The sequence below is a fragment of the Psychrobacillus sp. NPDC093200 genome, assembly GCF_050280345.1.
In the GTDB taxonomy this organism is placed as follows: domain Bacteria; phylum Bacillota; class Bacilli; order Bacillales_A; family Planococcaceae; genus Psychrobacillus; species Psychrobacillus faecigallinarum.
Genome location: NZ_JBNNVC010000004.1, coordinates 100,208 through 117,988, shown reverse-complemented (window position 1 = coordinate 117,988; position 17,781 = coordinate 100,208). Strand labels below are relative to the sequence as shown.

Sequence of the window (17,781 nt, the reverse complement as noted above, 5' to 3'; positions counted from 1 at the left end):
AAATAGAATCAGCTTAAGCGAAAAGCATGTGTAATAGATGGTACGATTTTGCTAATATCACCTCCAATTTTCAAAAAAATTCAATCCTACTCAAAAGGCAATAAATCAGAAGACTTTATTGTTTCTTAGAAAAAAAAGACAGAGATTCATCATCTCTGTCCAGTCTATTTGCTTGTAAGTGTTCTGAAGTATTTGTCTACAAAAGGAACGAGATAGTCTAAAACCTTTTCACTTGGATTCATCTTCGCGTGGTGAAGTCCAAAAGGAGAATCGACACCAGCCCAGAATAACATGCCTGGTATGTCCTTTAAGAAATAGCCAAAATCCTCGCCTGTCATCGCGGCCTCACAGTGGATGGCGTTGGTTGCTTCATGCTGCTCTGCAAAAGCTAGAAAATCATTGGCGATATCCTCATTGTTATATACCTGATAATAAGAAGACCCATAATCGATTTTCACGTCACAATCAAATGCTATTTCAGTGGCATGGCAGAATGCTTCTATTTTTTCTTTAATGAGTGTCATTGTAGAAGCATCCATTGTCCGAATAGTTCCCTCTAAACGAGCATGACCAGAAATAATATTTTGGACAGTTCCCGATGAAAACTTTCCAATAGTTAAAACTGCAGGCTTCATTGGATTGACTACTCGGCTAACGATAGACTGCAACTGTAGCAAAAGAGTCGCTGCCGCAATCGACATATCCTTTGCTTGGTGTGGATAGGCAGCATGGCCCTCCTTCCCTAATAAGTCCATATAGAGCTCAGAGGTATTGGCAAATAGTAAGCCAGGGCGAGTAGCTATCGTACCAACTGAATATTCTGGAGCTACGTGATAAGCAAATATCTTGTCTGGCATAAGCTCGGGCTGTTCTTCCTTTAGCCAATGTAACATCGGAAGAGCACCACCTGGACTTTCCTCTGCTGGTTGAAACAAGAACACCATATGATCGTTTAATGGTGACTCTACTATTTTTTGAAGCAAACCGAGCGCAACGGTCATATGCATATCGTGCCCGCAGGCATGCATTCTACCCATGTGCTCAGATGAAAAGGCAACATCGGTAGCCTCCGTGATTGGGAGACCGTCAATATCAGTCCTCCAGCCAATCGTTTGAGTTGGCTGGAGTCCTTCTACTTTCACGACAATACCTGTCTTCCACGTAACAATCGTTAATCGATCCTGTGGAAGCGAGTGGATTTGCTCCAATAAGTAAGCCTGCGTTTTCACCTCTTTAAATCCAAGCTCCGGTATACGATGCAAATCGCGACGAATATCAAGTAAGGTTTTCATGTGTCACCTTCTTAAATTTGACGTAGTTCTTGCATAATTTCTGTTTTAGATTTTGTTTGTGCATCGATATCTTTAATTACCTTAGCTGGTGTACCCGCAACTACTGTATATGGCGGTACATCTTTTGTTACAACTGCTCCGGCAGCAACAACTGCTCCTTTGCCAACTCGGCACCCCTCTAAAACTACAGCATTAGCACCGATTAATACGTCGTCTTCAATTATTACTGGAGTTGCAGAAGGTGGCTCAATAACACCTGCAAGCACTGCTCCAGCTCCAATGTGACAGTTATCTCCCACTGTTGCACGACCACCAAGGATTGCTCCCATGTCGATCATTGTACCTTTACCAATGACAGCGCCAATGTTGATTACAGCACCTAGCATGATAATTGCATTATCACCAATGCTCACTTGATCACGAATAACTGCACCTGGTTCAATTCTTGCATTAATACCTTTTAAATCTAATAAAGGTATTGCAGAGTTTCTGCTTTCATTTTCAACTACTATATCTTCAATTTGTGCTTTATATTCATCTAATGTCGGTTGAATTTCAGACCATTCTCCAAATAGAATAAGAGAATTCCCTTGTCCAAAAACCTTTGTATTTTCTCCGAAAGAAAGTTGGTCAATCCCACTTCCTTTTATGTATACCTTCACTTGCGTAGATTTTTTTGCGTGTTGAATGTAAGAAATAATCTCATGTGCATCTAACTGTTTCATGTTCTCATTACCTCCTCAAATATGTGCTTATTGTACATTAATTTTTATTAAAAATCACGAATTTAAATACATTTTCAAATAATTAATTATCTTATCTACATATTAAAAGAGATTGTTGCAGGATTATTACAGGTGCCTGGCACCTGTAATAATCCTGCAACCATTTATAAAAATCAGAAAATACTGATATTTAGTTGTAAAATTATAGATTAAAAGTATAATATTAATAATCATCTATTTGATATGCCAACCGGCTTATTTTTTTACAACATAATGGAAGCGCTATCATTTGGGTGAAAAATAAACCTTGGGGGAGAGAAATTGAAAAAAAAGAGTCTTAGTCTTGTTTTGTTAATGGTTTTGGCACTTTTGGTTGCAGCGTGTAGTGGAGGGAAGCCAAATATTGCTATCGGCCCTCCGGCTAGTGAGACTAGCTCCGTCTCTAAGCTAATTTTAGATGCCTATGGAATTACTGATGATGATTACAAAGCTTATCAGGAGGGCTTTGGTGATGCTGCTGATGGTGTACAGGATGGAAATATTGATATTTCTATAGGTATCCTTGGACTCCCGGCTGCAAGTATCGAAAGCTTGCAAAATTCTGCAGGAGATGTTGTGATGATTAGTTTATCTGATGATGCAATCTCTTATATTGAAGAGAATAGCGGATATAGACGTCACACTATTCCTAAGGATACGTATGACTTTTTAGATTCAGATGTGGAAACTGTGACTGCCTACGCTATTTTAATGGGAAGTACAGATACGATCGATGATGAGCTTGGTTATGAGCTAGCAAAGATAATGATTGAAAACGCAAATGAAAATACACATGCTCAAGCAAAGCAGATGATTTTAGAAAACGCACTAAACGGAGCTGAGGGGCTTCCTATTCATCCTGGCGCAAAGCGTTATTATGAGGAACAGGGTCTCACTATTGACAACCCAGTAGCAGAGCTTACTGCTGACAAAAGCAACCGCAAGAATGATTTTATACTCGGAACTGGAAGTCAAGGCGGCACTTATTATCCACTAGGGGGAGAGATGGCAAGTATTTGGAACAAACATATCGAAGGATTTAACTTAACAAACACAGAAACTGGCGCATCTGTAGAAAACCTATCTAGTATTCGAGATGGAAACATGGATTTAGGTATGTCTGTACATGTACCAGCAATACAAGCAGTCAATGGCGAGGCAGCATTTGAAGGACATGAAGTTCCAAACGCCGCATTTATTGGGCATATTTATCCAGAGGTTATTCAAATTGTCACACGTAAAAGCTCTGATATTAAAAGTTTGGACGATGTGAAATAAAATCGAGGTATAAAATCCAATTAAAAATGAGGTGAGACAATGAAAGATCAGCAACCAATAAATGCACAAGAAATACTAGAGAAATATGATAAGGAAAATCAGTTTCGATCAAATATTGGAAAATGGGCATGGGTTGTTACCTTTTTAGGGGTGGCCTTAACCGTATTCCATTTATACACGGCCTATTTTGGAACCCTACCAACTCAAAAACAAGGTGCCGTTCATGTAGGAACTGCTCTCGGTGTCATTTTTCTATTGTACCCATTAAAAAGAGACCTACTTAAAACACAAAAGAAAATACCTTGGTATGACATCGTGCTTGCCTTTACCGCCATGTATGTAACCTATCATAAAATAATCTTTTTTGATTCTATTCTACAGAGCAGAATTTCCGGATATAGCATACCTGACATAATCATCTCCGTCCTTGGGATTCTTCTTGTCCTAGAAGCGACCAGAAGAACGGTTGGCTTACCAATCGTCATAGTGGCTTTAGTAGCCATACTTTATGCTATCTTCGGAAATTTTGTCCCTACTCAAATCCTTTCCCATCCTGGATTTTCTTTAGAGCGAACCGCTACTGCACTTTGGTACAAAGAAAGTGGAATATTCGGCACCCCCGTTCAAATTTCAGCAAAGTTTATATTCCTCTTCCTATTCTTTGGCGTAATGCTCGTACAAACAAATGTAGGGAAGTTCTTCAACGATTTAGCCTTTTCTTTAACCGGAAGATATACAGGAGGTACTGCAAAAACAGCTGTTGTAGCAAGTGCATTGCAAGGGACTATATCAGGTAGCTCCGTTGGTAATACAGTCGCAACAGGGTCCTTTACTATCCCTATGATGAAAAAAGCAGGTTTTAAGCCTGAATTTGCTGGTGCTACCGAAGCCGCTGCATCTACTGGAGGACAAATTATGCCTCCAATGATGGGCGCCGCGGCCTTTATCATGATGGAAATTTTGGGTGTATCGTATGGAACTATTATGATGGCGGCGATTATACCAGCGATATTGTATTTCACAGGTATCTTTATCGGCACTCATTTTGAAGCAAAAAAACTTAAAATACTTGGGCTCCCAAAGTCTCAATTACCTTCTTTTAGAAAGACTATGAAACGAAATTGGTATATGCTTTTACCTCTCTTCGTTATTACTGGAACGATAATTTATGGTTTTACCCCTCAACGTGCAGCTCTTTTTGGAATAGTCGCTGCGTTTTTAGTAAGCTTAATACGCAAAGAAACAAGGATGTCCTTTAAGCAAACTATAAATGTATTAGAACAAGGTACAAGAGTCGCTCTACCGGTTATAGCAGCCGTTGCCACAGCTGGTGTCATAGCTGGAATTGTTAGTATGACTGGCCTTGGCTCCAAATTTGCTGCTGGAGTTATAGCTCTATCAAACGGATATCTCATTCTCGCTCTAATATTTACCATGATTGCTTGTATTGTATTGGGGATGGGATTACCCACTACAGCAAACTATGTAGTCACAGCTACTATTGCTGCTCCAGTTTTAATAAATGAATTCGGAGTAGCTCCAATTGCTGCCCATATGTTTGTATTCTATTTTGGTATAGTCGCAGATATCACTCCACCTGTCTGTCTTGCAGCTTATGCCGGGGCAGGTATTGCAGGAGCAAACCCTTTTAAAACAGGTATGAACGCCGTCAAACTAGCCATCGCGGCCTTTATCGTTCCGTTTATCTTTATCTATAATCCAATCTTAGTAATGGTAGATGTAGAACCAGTAATGCTTATCGTCTCTGTTACTGCTTCCTTAGTAGGAATGGTAGCTGTCAGCAGTTCCATGATTGGCTATTTTATAAGGTACTCTAAGGTCTGGGAACGATTCATCTTGTTTGTGGCTGGGTTAATGCTTATTGTTCCAGAAATTTTAAGTAGTGTACTTGGGCTTGTACTCATACTAGGAATTTGGTTCATACAAAAAAGAAGAACAGACGACGAGCTTGGAATAGAGGGCAGTAGATCGAGTCAAGCATTGTATTAATTACCTCTTTAATTTTCAGAAGAATATGTTATATTATATAGTAACTAATATCGAAGGGACGATGGGTGGACAATGATTTTATAATCTTATTTCTCGCTTAATATTACTGCTTTATGCAGAAAAATATTTTTAGCTTTGACGGAAATAGGATTAGTCTGCCCATTTTTCAAATTGAGATAATAAATTACTACAGGCATATATATTTGTAGTTATTTTTTGTCGTACACTAAATGGCCAGTAAAATCCTTCCGTCTAAATCGGAGGGATTTTTTTATCTCTCCAAGGGAGGTAATACAATGACTTTACAAGGAAGATTAACGAACATCAGCATAACCCATGGTGACAAAGAGATCATTAACAATATAAAAACCGATATACATTTAGGGGCTGTAATAGGAATTGTCGGTAGAAATGGTGAAGGAAAATCTTCTCTTCTTTCCATTCTTTCAGGTGAAAGCTCTCCCACTTCCGGACAAATCGAATGGATAGGGACTACTCCCACCATCAGCTATTTCAAGCAAGAAGATGAGCATTTCCATTCAAATGTAGAGGAAAAAGATGAACGGACTTATATCAGTAAGTGGTCTGTCCCTAATAATCGTCCTTACGATGCATTAAGTGGCGGAGAAAAAATGAAAAAAAGACTGTCTAAGGTTTTTGCAGAAAGTTCTCAGTTACTTTTACTTGATGAGCCTACTAATCATTTAGATCAAAGTAGTCTATCCTTCTTAAAAGAAGAAATAGCTACCTATTCTGGAACGATTATATTAGTATCACATGATCGATACTTTTTAGACGAAGTATCAAATTATATTTGGGAAATTGAAAATAAAAACCTAACCGTCTATACAGGAAATTATTCTACCTATCGTAAAAGAAAAGAAGAAAAACTTATCACTCATCAAAGAGAATATGATGCACAACAATCAAAAATCCGACAAGTTGAAAAGCAAATGGAAGTATTGAAAAATTGGTCCAACAAAGCACATGAAGAATCGACAAAAAAAGACGGTGCAAAAGAGTATTTTCGTATGAAGGCTAAGAAAAAGGATGTTCAAATTCGCTCCAAGCAAAAACGACTAGAGCTAGAGCTTTCCAAATATCAAGTAGAACGTCCAGTAGAGGAAAAGGAAATCAATTTCTCTATTGAAGGTAATAAGAAAAAAGGGAAACGCGTCATAGAAGCTAAAAATTTAAGCAAATCTTTTAACGAAGAAATTCTATTTCAAAAAGCTTCCTTTACTATCCAAGCTAAAGAACGTGTTGGAATCCTCGGATCAAATGGGAGTGGTAAAACAACCTTTTTCCGAATGCTGACTGGAGAAGAAACATTTGAAGGTGAGCTTTGGAAAACCGAATCAATGAACATCGGCTTTTTACGCCAAACAGTATTCGATCTTCCAGAAGATCAAACCCCCTCTGACTTTTTTACAACTACCGATTATGATACAAGGGGTGTAATTCAAACCTTAATGAACAATTTGGGCTTCTCTAAGGATCATTGGTTAAGACCAATTTCTACAATGAGTATGGGAGAAAGAGTAAAACTAAAGTTAATGGAGTTCATGGTAGATCAAAAGGATGTACTCATTTTAGATGAGCCTACGAACCATCTCGATTTGCCTTCTCGAGAACAGCTAGAAAGGACACTGTCTACGTATCCCGGTACTATTTTACTCGTAACCCATGACCGTTATTTTTTAGAAAGGCTAACAAACAAGCTTCTTATATTTGATAAAAATAGAATTCAAAAGCTTGAGATGAATTATACTGATTGGCTTAGTAGAAGCGAAGAAAACGACAATAACAAGTTACTTCTAGCTCTAGAAACAGAGCGACAAGCTGTACTAGGTCAATTAAGCTATCTTCCATCTAAAGATTCCAAGTACATGGAATTAGATGAACAATTTAAAATGCTAACCCAAAAGATAAATCAACTAAAAAATAAGTAAACAAAATGGCTGCTCAAAATCCCAGAGCAGCCATTTGTCGTTAGGAGCATAAAAATGTCGATTTCCCGGGAAATAGGTCAACGGATTCAATTTTTTTACATTCTATTAGAATCAACATATAATATAATAAATCCAATCAGAAAAGTAGGTTTTATCATGAAGACAATTCCGAAGCCTCTCGTTATGGTCAATCAATGGACAATTGTAATCTCTGTCGTCATCGCGCTTATCACTCAATCAGCATGGATTCTGCTCATTCCGTTAATTGCCAATTTATCTAGTTTATTATTTGGTTTTCATCCCATTTTAGTTGTAGCCAAAAGATTTCTAAAGAAGCCTAGTAAGGAATATATTCAAGAAGATTATGCTCAGCTAAGGTTTAATCAATGGTTGGCAGTTGGCTTTTTACTTATAGCTAGTATTAGCTTCTTTTTGAAGTGGAGTATTTCATTTAATATTGCAACTGTTATGGTCGGTTTAGCTGCATTTATTGCTATACTAGGATTTTGTATAGGCTGCTTCTTTCGTTTCCAATACCAGCAATGGAAGTATCGAAGAAATAACTCTGCAACACATTAAGATTTTCTACAACTAGAAAAGAGAAGAACTGTTTGTAATCATAGTTCTCCCTTGTTTTTTCAATCTTTTCTTTTTAAGGCTCTAAACTATAGCAATAAGTAATTATATGGCTGCTCAAATCATTTAGAGCGGCCATTCTTAAGTCATTATATAAGGTTTTCTCCATTGCACTAGTCACCGTAATAGGTTCTGGTGTTTCTCCTTCATTTAATCGTTCTTCCTCTCCCTTACCGAAAAATACACTACAACTGTAAATACAGCTACAAATAAAATTCCAATTATAAAAAACGGTGAATCGGGATCCCAAAATGCATATCTGTTCCCCCCATATGGACCTCCTCGCTCAGCCACTCTATAAGTCCCTGAGGAAACTTCTACTGCAATTGCCTCCTTACTACTAACTTCCTTTACTTCATAATATTTAGTTCCTCTTGGGTAAGCATTAGAAAAATTCCCTGAGTAAGACCCTTCTAGATCGGAGTATTTTGTAACATGACCAATTTCCTTACCAATTTCATTGACCTCTTCATCTTGCAGAACATAAACATATCCATCCCACACTACGAAGGGATATGCCCAGTCAGCCATTGTTTTGATAGGGCTTGCTATGAATAAAATAACTAAACATGTAGCAAAAAAACTTCTCATCCTATTCCCCCTTTCTACATTTGACGCATCACAAAATAAACAGTTTCTTGAGTCCTAATTTATATATAAAAGTAGTGTTTATAATTCGCCTATAGCAAAAAACTAACATCTATTATTCATGTTTTTTAAGTAGATAGATTACTTTCTACTCAAAAAAAAATCCCATCTACAGCTTCCTGTAAATGAGACTTTTACTTTCCTATATTTATGCTAAATCTACATTATGATAAATCTGCTGAACATCCTCTAAATCTTCAATAGCATCAATCATTTTTTCAAATTGGGCTTGTGCATCTGCATCTAACGCAATATCGTTTTGTGCAAGCATTGTTAGCTCAGAAATTGTAAATTCTTCAACTCCCGCAGCTCTTAAAGCTTCTTGCACCACATGGAATTGGTCAGGCTCAGCGTAAACGATGACTGCATCTTCTTCTTCTAAAATGTCACGAGCATCTACGTCTGCTTCCATCAGGATTTCCAACACCTCATCGGCAGTTTTGCCTTCTAAGCCTATAACTGCTGTTGCATCAAACATATAAGACACAGAACCACTAACTCCCATGTTGCCGCCATTTTTACCAAATGCAGCACGAACATCAGAAGCAGTACGGTTTACGTTATTTGTTAATGCATCTACAATAACCATTGATCCTCCTGGACCAAATCCTTCATAGCGAAGCTCATCATAGCTTTCCTCTGATCCACCTTTTGCTTTTTCAATCGCTTTATCAATAATATGCTTTGGCACACTGTAAGTTTTTGCACGCTCTAATACGACCTTTAAAGCTTGGTTAGAGACAGGATCTGGCTCACCTTGTCTTGCTGCAACATATATTTCACGACCAAATTTAGCATAGATACGGCTAGTATTAGCATCTTTAGAAGCTTTCTTTTCCTTAATATTATTCCACTTACGACCCATAAAAGTCCCACTCTCTTTCACATATTGTTTTCGTACTCTAGAATTCTACTGTGTTATTATACATTAGAACCAGTATAAGTAGCAAAAATAAATACATTAACTTCCATTCAATTCTCGCTCGGATACAATTTTTGTAAAAAAATGATAGATTGAGAAATTATTTCTTTAAGAACTTCTATATTGATATCCTCTACTTTATTGATATAAACACATGCCTTACCTGAAGTATGTTTTCCTAATCTACTTAACAATTCCGCGCGATCTGAATCTCCGGTAGCAAAATACAAGCTAATCTTTGCCTTTCTTGGTGAAAACCCAACAAGAGGAGCATCCCCTTCATGACCGGAAGCATATTTGTAATGGTAAGAACCAAATCCAATAATACTTTGCCCCCACATTTTCGCTTGATAGCCAGTAGATTCTCCAAAAATCTCTAGAAGTTTATATGCATCCTCCCTTTTCTTTAAGCTATCGACTCCTTCTATAAACTCTGCCACATCCTGATCAGTCTCTAAGGTCTTCTGTTTATATTTAGACATTTAAACTCTCCCTTATATCAAGTTAGAAAAAAAGCCTCTCCATGATTGGACAAGACTCTTTCCTTATTTCTGTTTATCATTAGATTTTATTGTGGAGTATAATCCCACGTTATAGCTAGATATCTAAAGTTCAGTTCTCATAAATAGCAGGAACAAGAGGGGGGATTTCCGCTTTAGTCGAACGCTTTCCGCGGGGAGAGCGATAAGCCATCCCGCGGGAGTCGCTAACCTGCCACTCCAATCATAAGTTGGTTATCCTTCTTCTATAATATTACGAACAGCATTCCTTAAGTTTATTGTAACAGTTTGCAAGCTTTCTAGATTATTTCGTTCGAAAGGTTGCTCTTGATAGAACTCTGCAAACTGTTGTCCCTCATATCTAGGGACAACGTGCATATGATAATGAGTCAATTCACTAAACACTCCACCATTTTGGCAAATCGTAATCCCATCTGGTGTGTATAATTGTTTAATTGCCTTGGAGATAAGTCGGGAAGCATCCATTATAGAATAGGCGACCTCTACATCTAAGTCATCCACATCCTCATAATGTCTTTTTGGAAGTATAAGTACGTGCCCATTATTAAAAGGTTCATGATCTAGAAAACATGTGATATGGTCATTTTCAAAAATAACGAAAACATTTTGTTCCTTATTAGCTAACATACAACCTAAGCATTCAGTCATTTAAAATCCTCCCTATAGCATTTTTTCTAACACGATTTTATGCTTCCCCTTATCACTAGTGAAAGTTTCCTTTATATCAAAGCCAAACTTTATATTTAAGATAAGCATCTCTCTTTTTTCATTGCGCGAAATAGTACGAGCCTTTGTATAACCCATGGATTTTACTAGATCATGCTGTCTACTCATCAGCTCTTTTGCTATCCCTTTTCCTCGGTAGTCCTTGTGAACCCCACCAAGCCAGCTATAGAATGTACGATTTCCGTAATCATATCCAATTTTAAATCCAATTACTCGTTCATGATCTTTTGCTACGAATACTATCAAATTACTTTTTTCTTTCAACTTTTCAGTTTCCAACTCGGAACCCTCGAATACATGCTTATGAAGCTCCAAGACTCCTGAAAGTGTTTGAGTATCTGGAACACCTTGAAAATACATATAATCCATTCCAATTTCCTCCTATGATTGAAGCAGCTCTTTATGATCACTTTTTACTTTGTTTAGTAGTGCTTCACAGCCTTCTATTACTAAATCGTAGGTTTCCTGAAAATCACCTGTGAAATAAGGGTCTGGCACATCTTTTTTGTGAATGGTTAAATCTAAAAATCGAATAATTTTTGGATGATTCGGTTGACCAAGCATCTTACGTATATCTCTAATATTATTTTCATCCATCCCAACGATATAGTCAAATTCTTCAAAATCTTCCTCTTTAAGTTGGCGTCCAGCCATACCCTTCTTTGAAATGTTATATTCTTTTAGCTTAGCTATTGTCCCTTTATGTGGTGGATTTCCAATATGCCATCCACTTGTTGCCGCTGAATCTACTTGTATATATTGTTCTAATTTTTCATTTTGAATTAGATGCTTAAATACAGCCTCTGCCATAGGAGAACGACAAATGTTGCCAAGGCAGACAAACAAAACATTAACCATTTTTATCATCCTTTCTAAGCTTTCTGTTTTTGAAATACTTCAATTACTTTCTCTACATTTCTTCATACTTTTTTAATACCCGTTTAATTCACTTGCTAAATCAATCAGATTCTCTTTGTTATAAAAGCACCAATACCAATTAACATAAATAAAATCATCATGTAAACAATGAGCATTCCAGTTTCAATTGTCTCCACACCAATTGCAAATAAGATCAACAATATAACACCACTCCCAAACAGGACAAAATACAGGACAGTAGAGAAATAATTTTTCATCATTACAGCTGTACGCTCGTCCATATCAGGAATTTTGCCATTCTTTTTTTGACGTAACCATGCAAATAGAAAAAAGCCTATAAAGCCCCCTAATGATCCAACTACCATCGGTAAAAACAGTCCCCAATCAAAAATGCCTTCCTCTTTACCTGCAATATACACCCCTAAAAAGGCACCAACAATGATACATCCACTAATAATTCCGTACAGTAAAATTCTATAGCTTTTTGTCATTTTCATCCCCCTCAAGATAAAATAATTCTTCTATGGGTACTTCAAAGTAACGCACTAGTTTAAGTGCCAGCTCTAAGCTGGGATTGTATTTATTGTTCTCAATCGCAGTAATCGTTTGTCGGGTAATTTGTAAATCACCAGCCATTTGTACCTGTGTGATTCCCTTTTTTAAACGTATCTCTCTTATATGATTAATGACCTTTGTCATCTGTTTCCTCCTTGCAACCAATGTAAATATATCTTTACATAAGGATAATCTAAAACTATATTTATGTAAAGAAACCTTTACATAAAATTTAAATAACTTATGAACGTCAATTATTGTTATAATTTTCAAAAAGGTACAGGAAGGGAGTTCAAATGAGAAATAGAGGAGCCACTATTATTTTAGAAAAGGATAGAGTTGCACTAATTAAAAGGACAAAACCACATACTACCTATTATGTATTTCCAGGTGGTGGTATTGAGACTGGGGAAACCCCTGAGGAAGCTGCTATTAGAGAGACATATGAGGAGATAGGCGTGCATGTTAAAATCCAACGTCTTTTAAAAGTATTACCCTATAGCGGAAAGCAATATTATTATTTAGCTGAAATTATAGGCGGTACCTTTGGTGCAGGTACTGGGGATGAATATAAAAACCCTTCTATAAAAAAAGGAAGCTATGAACCCATTTGGATCAACCTTAAGGACCTAACCTCGTTAGATGTTCGTCCTAAAGAAATAGTAGAAGCAATCTTGGCAGATTAAACAGTCCAAGGAAAGCACAAAAAGACAGGGGTATTTAACGTAAATATTTTAGGATAAATGAAAGGAGTGTTTAACCATTGGGATGGGTAGAATCTATTCAACAAGCAAAGTTATTCAACTATATATTTCTTAACTAAAAAAACACCCAATTATTTCAATTGGATGTTTTTGTATCATAGTTAGTATAAGAGGATAATCTTTTATCGTTTATCCTCAGCAATAATCATTTGTCCTGTAATAGGATGCTTAAACTGTACCTTGAATGCATGTATTTCATACGTTTTTGTAGGTGATTGCAGGGCATTCGGTTCATGATGAACAACCTGAAATTCACACAAAGATGGTAGAAGTATTTATAAAGACTGTGCAAGTTTCTTAGAAATCCAAAAGAATAGTTGAAAATTTGAGGATGAATCCATATATTAAAAAACTGCTACCTTCTTTTGATGGAAAGAAGATAGCAGTTTTTAAGTTGTTGGCTAATTCTATGAATAGAAATTATTTGTTATAGTTAAGCAGATATTATTTGTTTATTTAGAAGCGTCTCGTTTTTAAACTAAAGATCCGCCAGTTTTTAAGTATTTTTCAATACCTTCTGCAGCGCGATATGCTAGTGCTCCAACTGTGCCAGTTGGGTTGTAACCTGAGTTTTGAGCAAAAGCACTTGCACCTGGTACAAATACGTTTTCACAATCCCACATTTGTAGATAGCTGTTTAAAGCACTTGTTTCTGGATCAGAGCCCATAATTACTCCACCAGTATTGTGAGTAGATTGGTAGTTACGAATATCGTAATCTCCGACTTCGCCACCATTAATTTTGATATCTTTTGCACCCATTTTTTTCATGATCTCAGCTGATTTTTCGCCCATAAATTTCATTAGTTGACGATCTTGATCTTTCCAATTAAACGTCATACGGAGTAATGGATCACCGAATGCATCTTTATAAGTTGGATCTAGATCGATGTAATTATCTTGCCAAGGAAGGGAAGCCCCTTGTGCTTTAACAATAAGAGCACGGTTTGCGTTTGTAACAGAAGCGTCTTTAAATTCTTTCCCCCAAGTTGGAACGCCTGCTGGAACCTGATTGTTTGCAATAGGACGATCCCCTAATTGGGTAATTTGAATTGTCGCACCATGTAAGAAATCTAAGTCAGTGTGATCAAAGAAGTCTCCGTTGAAGTCATCAATTTGGGCTCCTAGAGATCCTGCACCACCGTATAAATTGAACTCTTCATCGAAGAAACCTACAGCAGTCCCCAGAATTGTTTGGTATGCATAGTTTCTACCAATGACTCCTGTACCAGTAACTGGATCATATGGACGGCCAAGTTGAGAGTTTAATAAAAGTTTAATATTATTCATTTGATAGGCTGATACTACAACTACATCTGCCTCTTGGATAAACTCTTCACCAGTACGTATATCTACGTATAATACGCCAGTAGCTTTTCCATTTGTGTGTAGAACTTTACGTACAACAGAATGAGTACGTACTTCGAAGTTACCAGTTTCTTTAGCTACAGGTAATACTGTAACTACTGGTGATGCTTTTGCTCCATATTCGCAACCAAAACGCTCACAAAAACCGCAATATTGACAAGCGCCACGAGAAATGCCATCTGGATTAGTATAAGATTGCGATAGATTGTTAGAAGGCAGATGGTATGGATGATATCCAAGATCTTTCGCTGCACTTTTGAATAATTTTATAGCAGGTGTTTCCAACATCGGCGGGTTAGGGTATTTTATTTGTGGAGAACCAGGTAGTGGATTCGCCTCACCGCTAATACCAGTCATAGCGTCAAATTTATCGAAGTATGGTTCTAACTCTTCGTATGTTATACCCCAGTCTTGAAGCATCATTCCTTTAGGGATTTTACCTTTTCCGTAACGTTTAACAGTTTCTGAATAGATCTCGAAATCGTATGGCAGGAAGCGGTAAGTTTGACCATTCCAATGCTCTCCTGAACCACCTGTTCCTTCTCCTATCAGGAAGCTACCCCATTCACGGTAAGGTAATGCTCGTTGTGTCATATTGTGACGGAATGTAATTGTTTCTTTAGAAAGATCTTGCATCATTTCTTTACGCTCTGCGTAACGTAGTTCATCGTGAGCCATAAAGTAATCTTCAGTTGAACGTTCTTTACCACGTTCGATACCTACTACTTTGTATCCTTTTTTTGTAAGTTCTGCTGCGATAATACCGCCTACCCAACCTACCCCTACTAAAACTATATCTGTTTTTGGTAATTTAGTTGCCAAAGTTGTTCACCCTTTCTATTGGTGTATATTAGTGTTGATGCTGAGAGTTTAAGCTCATAGGATCTATTTTCACGAATTCATCTTTTTCTAGTACATTAGTATAACTCGATTGATGTCCAGGGAAATTCTTCATTTTCCAACCAGCCATATCTTTGTTACCGCCGTACATAGGGTCAGCATATACTCCTTCAATTGTTACTTTTCTAAGTAAAGAGAAGAAAAAGGATGAACTAACAGCTCCATTTAATTTAACTTTATCAGCTTCAAAATCTTTTAAGATTTCGATTTGTTGTTCTTCTGTTAAACTGGCGAATTTAGGTTTATCATCAGATTTCTTTGCAGCCTCTGCATTTAAAGCTGTAATTCCAAGATTAAACACTTGCTGACGATTCAAATGTGTTTGGTACCCTTGTTGTGGAACTGCTTCTGCTGGGAAGAAAGGACCGGTCATATATTCTTTTGAGTTCAGGCCAAAGCTCCCTGCTAGTTGGTGATCGATATAATATGCAACAAGTAATTCTTTCGCACCGGGTCCTACCTCAGTTTTAGGGAAAATTTGCTCTGCTGCAGCATCTATCGTATCAAATTGTGCTTTGTCAAAATACATCAGTGCCTGGTTGAAGTTAACCCCAGTAGCTGCTGAATGAACCCCAGTCTCGTTAGTTTTAGTTGTTGAGTCTTTACCTAGTAAAGAACCGAGTGCTCCACCTAGTACAACTCCACCAACTGTTAATCCAGAATTTTTGATAAAAGTACGTCTAGATGAACGTTTATCTAAGTATGGAGCCTTTTTTTCCTGTTCTGACATAATATAACCTCCAACGTAAATTAGTAAAAAATAGCTTAAATTGTTTATTCAGGTAAACAATGAGTCGAAAATATTCTGATTAATGAAAAACTGCATGCCAGTTATAAACTAATGAGAATAGGATAGTATAAACCAATAAAAATGAGATAAAGTATATATATTTTTTTCCAGTCCAGCAAAGAACAATAATAGCTAGTCCAATACTTGAACCTATTAACGCGAACCAAGGAAACTCATTATTATAGTAAAAGAGGCCAAGAGCTAAATCTGCTACTATAAATAAAGCGAAAATTACTTGATTCAACAGTTTTAATTCTTCTAAGTTATATTGCGTCACTTTTATTCTCCTTTAACATAGTTCACTCAACTATGAAAATGTAATTTTTATACATAACAAAACAACCGTTTAACAGTTTACTCCTTTTATTTCTTCAATACTACATATTTATTTCGGATTAGAAAATATAATTTTATTCTGAAAAAACATTAAATTCACATAAAAATTGCAAATTAATAGTAAAAACTTTTCTATTATCGGTATAAAGTAACTAGTGTTTTGTGGTTGAAAAACGCTAAAGGACTAGTTGTATAAACAAAGTTATAGAAAGTTATAGAAGGGAAAAAGAGAGTTTTATATCGAAGAGACTTTTCCAGCTCACACAATTTGATCATTATTAATACCAAAGTATTTACAAATTTAAACGTAGGAGTATAATGTGTTATTGATACAAAACAACCAATTTTTTTAAGATTAACTACTATTGCAAAAACCACGTGAAAATATATAGAAACAGTATGGGAGAGATTATAATGCCGAATATTGGAATACCGGGTTTAATCATTATATTAATTATTGCTTTAATCGTGTTCGGTCCTAAAAAATTACCTCAATTGGGTAGAGCAGTTGGAGAGACGTTAAAAGAATTTAAAAACTCAACTAAAGATATAGTAGACGATGTTGCAGAAGAATTTAGAATAGAAGACAAAGAAACAGAAACTAAAAAAAATATCTAATGCAAAAAGCCACCTGTTTCTATAATTGGTGGCTTTTTGTATGTGTTAATATACGTTGCTAGATTAATCTATAAGAATCTATACAAGAGCTTGTTGTTTCATTATTTCTTTAAATAACGAAGAAATAAAAGGTGCTCTTGGTGTTTGTGTGATGGGAGAAAATTTTAAAGTCGACAGTATGATGGATTATTGGATAGGGGTCAGTTATATAGGCGACACACCAGAAAATCTGGAGACATTAGAAATACCAGCATCAAAGTGGGCAATCTTTGAGGTTCACGGAGCAATGCCCAATGCTATGCAAAATACATGGTAACAAATTTACTCAGAATGGTTTCCCTCTCACTCCTACAAACAGGCAGGAACACCAGAGATGGAAGTGTATACAGATGATGACCCATCTGATCCAAACTGTTATTCAGAAATTTGGATTCCTGTAATATAAAAAAGTTGAACTAGTTCAGTTTACTAAACGATTGTAAATGAAATCGTGCTACGAAGGGTAACTAGCCTTTGTAGCATTTTATATATATGCGCCTTCATATTCCACTTCTGTTACAATCATTTCCTCTTCTGAGTAAGCCTTAAGTAATTCCCTTGCTATATACGATGGTGCTCCTAATGATTCAACTATTGCTTTCTCAGTTTGTCCCTCTCTTAACAAATCACAAAAATACTTTTGGAAATCTCTAACTATTGCTTGGCGTTCCTTTGTATTCAACATATAAAGCTCTTTTTCTAATGTCTCAATATAAATATTCGCTGTCATGTCTCTCTCTCCCTCGGTACTATTCATTAGATAGTACTATACCATAACACTATT

Annotated in this window: 21 protein-coding genes and 1 pseudogene; 7 read left to right on the top strand and 15 right to left on the bottom strand. The window is 36.6% G+C overall.

All coding sequences use genetic code 11. The features are described from left to right. Positions 1-164: 164 nt before the first annotated feature. Entirely contained in the window at positions 165-1,292 is a 1,128-nt protein-coding gene (locus ACQKNZ_RS15925; RefSeq protein ID WP_427660653.1) for an N-acetyldiaminopimelate deacetylase, read from the bottom strand. 11 nt (positions 1,293-1,303) lie between these two features. Next, entirely contained in the window at positions 1,304-2,017 is a 714-nt protein-coding gene (gene dapD / locus ACQKNZ_RS15920) for a 2,3,4,5-tetrahydropyridine-2,6-dicarboxylate N-acetyltransferase (protein WP_151112326.1), read from the bottom strand. 321 nt (positions 2,018-2,338) lie between these two features. Between dapD and ACQKNZ_RS15915 the strand changes: the two genes are divergently transcribed. The 4 genes from ACQKNZ_RS15915 (at position 2,339) to ACQKNZ_RS15900 (ending at position 7,875) form a co-directional block, all read left to right on the top strand. Further along, on the top strand, positions 2,339-3,334 hold the full coding sequence (locus ACQKNZ_RS15915) for a TAXI family TRAP transporter solute-binding subunit (protein ID WP_342577597.1): 996 nt from the start codon (positions 2,339-2,341) through the stop codon (positions 3,332-3,334). Between the two features lie 39 nt (positions 3,335-3,373). Continuing rightward, on the top strand, positions 3,374-5,344 hold the full coding sequence (locus tag ACQKNZ_RS15910) for a TRAP transporter permease (protein WP_154312149.1): 1,971 nt from the start codon (positions 3,374-3,376) through the stop codon (positions 5,342-5,344). Between the two features lie 296 nt (positions 5,345-5,640). Beyond that, on the top strand, positions 5,641-7,296 hold the full coding sequence (gene abc-f / locus ACQKNZ_RS15905; protein ID WP_427660649.1) for a ribosomal protection-like ABC-F family protein: 1,656 nt from the start codon (positions 5,641-5,643) through the stop codon (positions 7,294-7,296). Positions 7,297-7,452: 156 nt separating this feature from the next. Beyond that, the gene (locus tag ACQKNZ_RS15900; protein WP_154312147.1) at positions 7,453-7,875 is read left to right on the top strand and encodes a DUF4395 domain-containing protein; all 423 of its coding nucleotides are present in this window, start codon (positions 7,453-7,455) and stop codon (positions 7,873-7,875) included. Between the two features lie 207 nt (positions 7,876-8,082). Here ACQKNZ_RS15900 and ACQKNZ_RS15895 read toward each other — a convergent pair whose 3' ends face one another. The 8 genes from ACQKNZ_RS15895 to ACQKNZ_RS15860 all read right to left on the bottom strand — a co-directional run bounded on the left by ACQKNZ_RS15895 (position 8,083) and on the right by ACQKNZ_RS15860 (position 12,327). Then, entirely contained in the window at positions 8,083-8,523 is a 441-nt protein-coding gene (locus ACQKNZ_RS15895; protein WP_186318203.1) for a hypothetical protein, read from the bottom strand. Positions 8,524-8,728: 205 nt separating this feature from the next. Then, complete coding sequence (locus ACQKNZ_RS15890) at positions 8,729-9,445, bottom strand: YebC/PmpR family DNA-binding transcriptional regulator (RefSeq protein ID WP_427660647.1); 717 nt, start codon at positions 9,443-9,445, stop codon at positions 8,729-8,731. Between the two features lie 107 nt (positions 9,446-9,552). Beyond that, positions 9,553-9,984, bottom strand: coding sequence for a DUF1801 domain-containing protein (locus tag ACQKNZ_RS15885; protein ID WP_427660645.1), 432 nt, complete (start codon positions 9,982-9,984; stop codon positions 9,553-9,555). Between the two features lie 252 nt (positions 9,985-10,236). Next, positions 10,237-10,671 (bottom strand): HIT family protein, encoded by a 435-nt coding sequence (locus ACQKNZ_RS15880; RefSeq protein ID WP_144539337.1) that lies wholly within the window; start codon positions 10,669-10,671, stop codon positions 10,237-10,239. Positions 10,672-10,683: 12 nt separating this feature from the next. Next, positions 10,684-11,118, bottom strand: a complete 435-nt coding sequence (locus tag ACQKNZ_RS15875; protein WP_427660642.1) for a GNAT family N-acetyltransferase — start codon at positions 11,116-11,118, stop codon at positions 10,684-10,686. Between the two features lie 12 nt (positions 11,119-11,130). After that, positions 11,131-11,607, bottom strand: coding sequence for a low molecular weight protein-tyrosine-phosphatase (locus ACQKNZ_RS15870; RefSeq protein WP_427660641.1), 477 nt, complete (start codon positions 11,605-11,607; stop codon positions 11,131-11,133). Positions 11,608-11,711: 104 nt separating this feature from the next. Next, positions 11,712-12,119 carry a hypothetical protein gene (locus ACQKNZ_RS15865; protein ID WP_144539331.1) on the bottom strand — a complete coding sequence of 136 codons (408 nt, stop codon included), beginning with the start codon at positions 12,117-12,119 and terminating at the stop codon, positions 11,712-11,714. Next, on the bottom strand, positions 12,103-12,327 hold the full coding sequence (locus ACQKNZ_RS15860; RefSeq protein ID WP_144539329.1) for a helix-turn-helix transcriptional regulator: 225 nt from the start codon (positions 12,325-12,327) through the stop codon (positions 12,103-12,105). Before ACQKNZ_RS15860 ends, ACQKNZ_RS15865 begins: the two co-directional genes overlap by 17 nt. A 152-nt stretch (positions 12,328-12,479) precedes the next feature. Between ACQKNZ_RS15860 and ACQKNZ_RS15855 the strand changes: the two genes are divergently transcribed. After that, positions 12,480-12,869, top strand: a complete 390-nt coding sequence (locus ACQKNZ_RS15855) for an NUDIX hydrolase (protein ID WP_144539327.1) — start codon at positions 12,480-12,482, stop codon at positions 12,867-12,869. Between the two features lie 200 nt (positions 12,870-13,069). Here the strand turns inward: ACQKNZ_RS15855 and ACQKNZ_RS15850 are convergent, their stop codons facing one another. The 4 genes from ACQKNZ_RS15850 to ACQKNZ_RS15835 form a co-directional block, all read right to left on the bottom strand. Further along, positions 13,070-13,207 carry a hypothetical protein gene (locus ACQKNZ_RS15850; RefSeq protein WP_427660638.1) on the bottom strand — a complete coding sequence of 46 codons (138 nt, stop codon included), beginning with the start codon at positions 13,205-13,207 and terminating at the stop codon, positions 13,070-13,072. A gap of 213 nt (positions 13,208-13,420) precedes the next feature. Further along, complete coding sequence (locus ACQKNZ_RS15845; RefSeq protein ID WP_154312145.1) at positions 13,421-15,136, bottom strand: GMC family oxidoreductase; 1,716 nt, start codon at positions 15,134-15,136, stop codon at positions 13,421-13,423. A 28-nt stretch (positions 15,137-15,164) separates the two neighbouring features. Further along, positions 15,165-15,944, bottom strand: coding sequence for a gluconate 2-dehydrogenase subunit 3 family protein (locus ACQKNZ_RS15840; RefSeq protein ID WP_154312144.1), 780 nt, complete (start codon positions 15,942-15,944; stop codon positions 15,165-15,167). Between the two features lie 79 nt (positions 15,945-16,023). Then, positions 16,024-16,281, bottom strand: coding sequence for a hypothetical protein (locus ACQKNZ_RS15835; RefSeq protein ID WP_144539321.1), 258 nt, complete (start codon positions 16,279-16,281; stop codon positions 16,024-16,026). 470 nt (positions 16,282-16,751) lie between these two features. Between ACQKNZ_RS15835 and tatA the strand changes: the two genes are divergently transcribed. Further along, a complete protein-coding gene (gene tatA / locus ACQKNZ_RS15830) occupies positions 16,752-16,958 on the top strand; it encodes a twin-arginine translocase TatA/TatE family subunit (RefSeq protein WP_093536286.1) in 207 nt (68 codons plus the stop codon). 70 nt (positions 16,959-17,028) lie between these two features. Continuing rightward, a pseudogene (locus ACQKNZ_RS15825) lies at positions 17,029-17,403 on the top strand (GyrI-like domain-containing protein). A gap of 78 nt (positions 17,404-17,481) precedes the next feature. On the opposite strand, the gene ACQKNZ_RS15820 reads toward ACQKNZ_RS15825, so the two are convergent. Beyond that, entirely contained in the window at positions 17,482-17,727 is a 246-nt protein-coding gene (locus ACQKNZ_RS15820) for an HAAS signaling domain-containing protein (RefSeq protein ID WP_186318202.1), read from the bottom strand. Positions 17,728-17,781 lie beyond the last annotated feature (54 nt).

Excerpts from the sequence above, each read along its gene's own strand:
- ACQKNZ_RS15910 (WP_154312149.1), top strand. The coding sequence starts at position 3,374 with ATGAAAGATCAGCAACCAATAAATGCACAAGAAATACTAGAGAAATAT.
- ACQKNZ_RS15885 (WP_427660645.1), bottom strand. The coding sequence starts at position 9,984 with ATGTCTAAATATAAACAGAAGACCTTAGAGACTGATCAGGATGTGGCA.
- ACQKNZ_RS15875 (WP_427660642.1), bottom strand. The coding sequence starts at position 11,118 with ATGGATTATATGTATTTTCAAGGTGTTCCAGATACTCAAACACTTTCA.
- ACQKNZ_RS15895 (WP_186318203.1), bottom strand. The coding sequence starts at position 8,523 with ATGAGAAGTTTTTTTGCTACATGTTTAGTTATTTTATTCATAGCAAGC.
- ACQKNZ_RS15865 (WP_144539331.1), bottom strand. The coding sequence starts at position 12,119 with ATGACAAAAAGCTATAGAATTTTACTGTACGGAATTATTAGTGGATGT.
- dapD (WP_151112326.1), bottom strand. The coding sequence starts at position 2,017 with ATGAAACAGTTAGATGCACATGAGATTATTTCTTACATTCAACACGCA.
- ACQKNZ_RS15820 (WP_186318202.1), bottom strand. The coding sequence starts at position 17,727 with ATGACAGCGAATATTTATATTGAGACATTAGAAAAAGAGCTTTATATG.
- ACQKNZ_RS15870 (WP_427660641.1), bottom strand. The coding sequence starts at position 11,607 with ATGGTTAATGTTTTGTTTGTCTGCCTTGGCAACATTTGTCGTTCTCCT.
- ACQKNZ_RS15890 (WP_427660647.1), bottom strand. The coding sequence starts at position 9,445 with ATGGGTCGTAAGTGGAATAATATTAAGGAAAAGAAAGCTTCTAAAGAT.
- abc-f (WP_427660649.1), top strand. The coding sequence starts at position 5,641 with ATGACTTTACAAGGAAGATTAACGAACATCAGCATAACCCATGGTGAC.
- ACQKNZ_RS15900 (WP_154312147.1), top strand. The coding sequence starts at position 7,453 with ATGAAGACAATTCCGAAGCCTCTCGTTATGGTCAATCAATGGACAATT.
- ACQKNZ_RS15855 (WP_144539327.1), top strand. The coding sequence starts at position 12,480 with ATGAGAAATAGAGGAGCCACTATTATTTTAGAAAAGGATAGAGTTGCA.
- ACQKNZ_RS15860 (WP_144539329.1), bottom strand. The coding sequence starts at position 12,327 with ATGACAAAGGTCATTAATCATATAAGAGAGATACGTTTAAAAAAGGGA.
- ACQKNZ_RS15925 (WP_427660653.1), bottom strand. The coding sequence starts at position 1,292 with ATGAAAACCTTACTTGATATTCGTCGCGATTTGCATCGTATACCGGAG.
- ACQKNZ_RS15880 (WP_144539337.1), bottom strand. The coding sequence starts at position 10,671 with ATGACTGAATGCTTAGGTTGTATGTTAGCTAATAAGGAACAAAATGTT.
- ACQKNZ_RS15840 (WP_154312144.1), bottom strand. The coding sequence starts at position 15,944 with ATGTCAGAACAGGAAAAAAAGGCTCCATACTTAGATAAACGTTCATCT.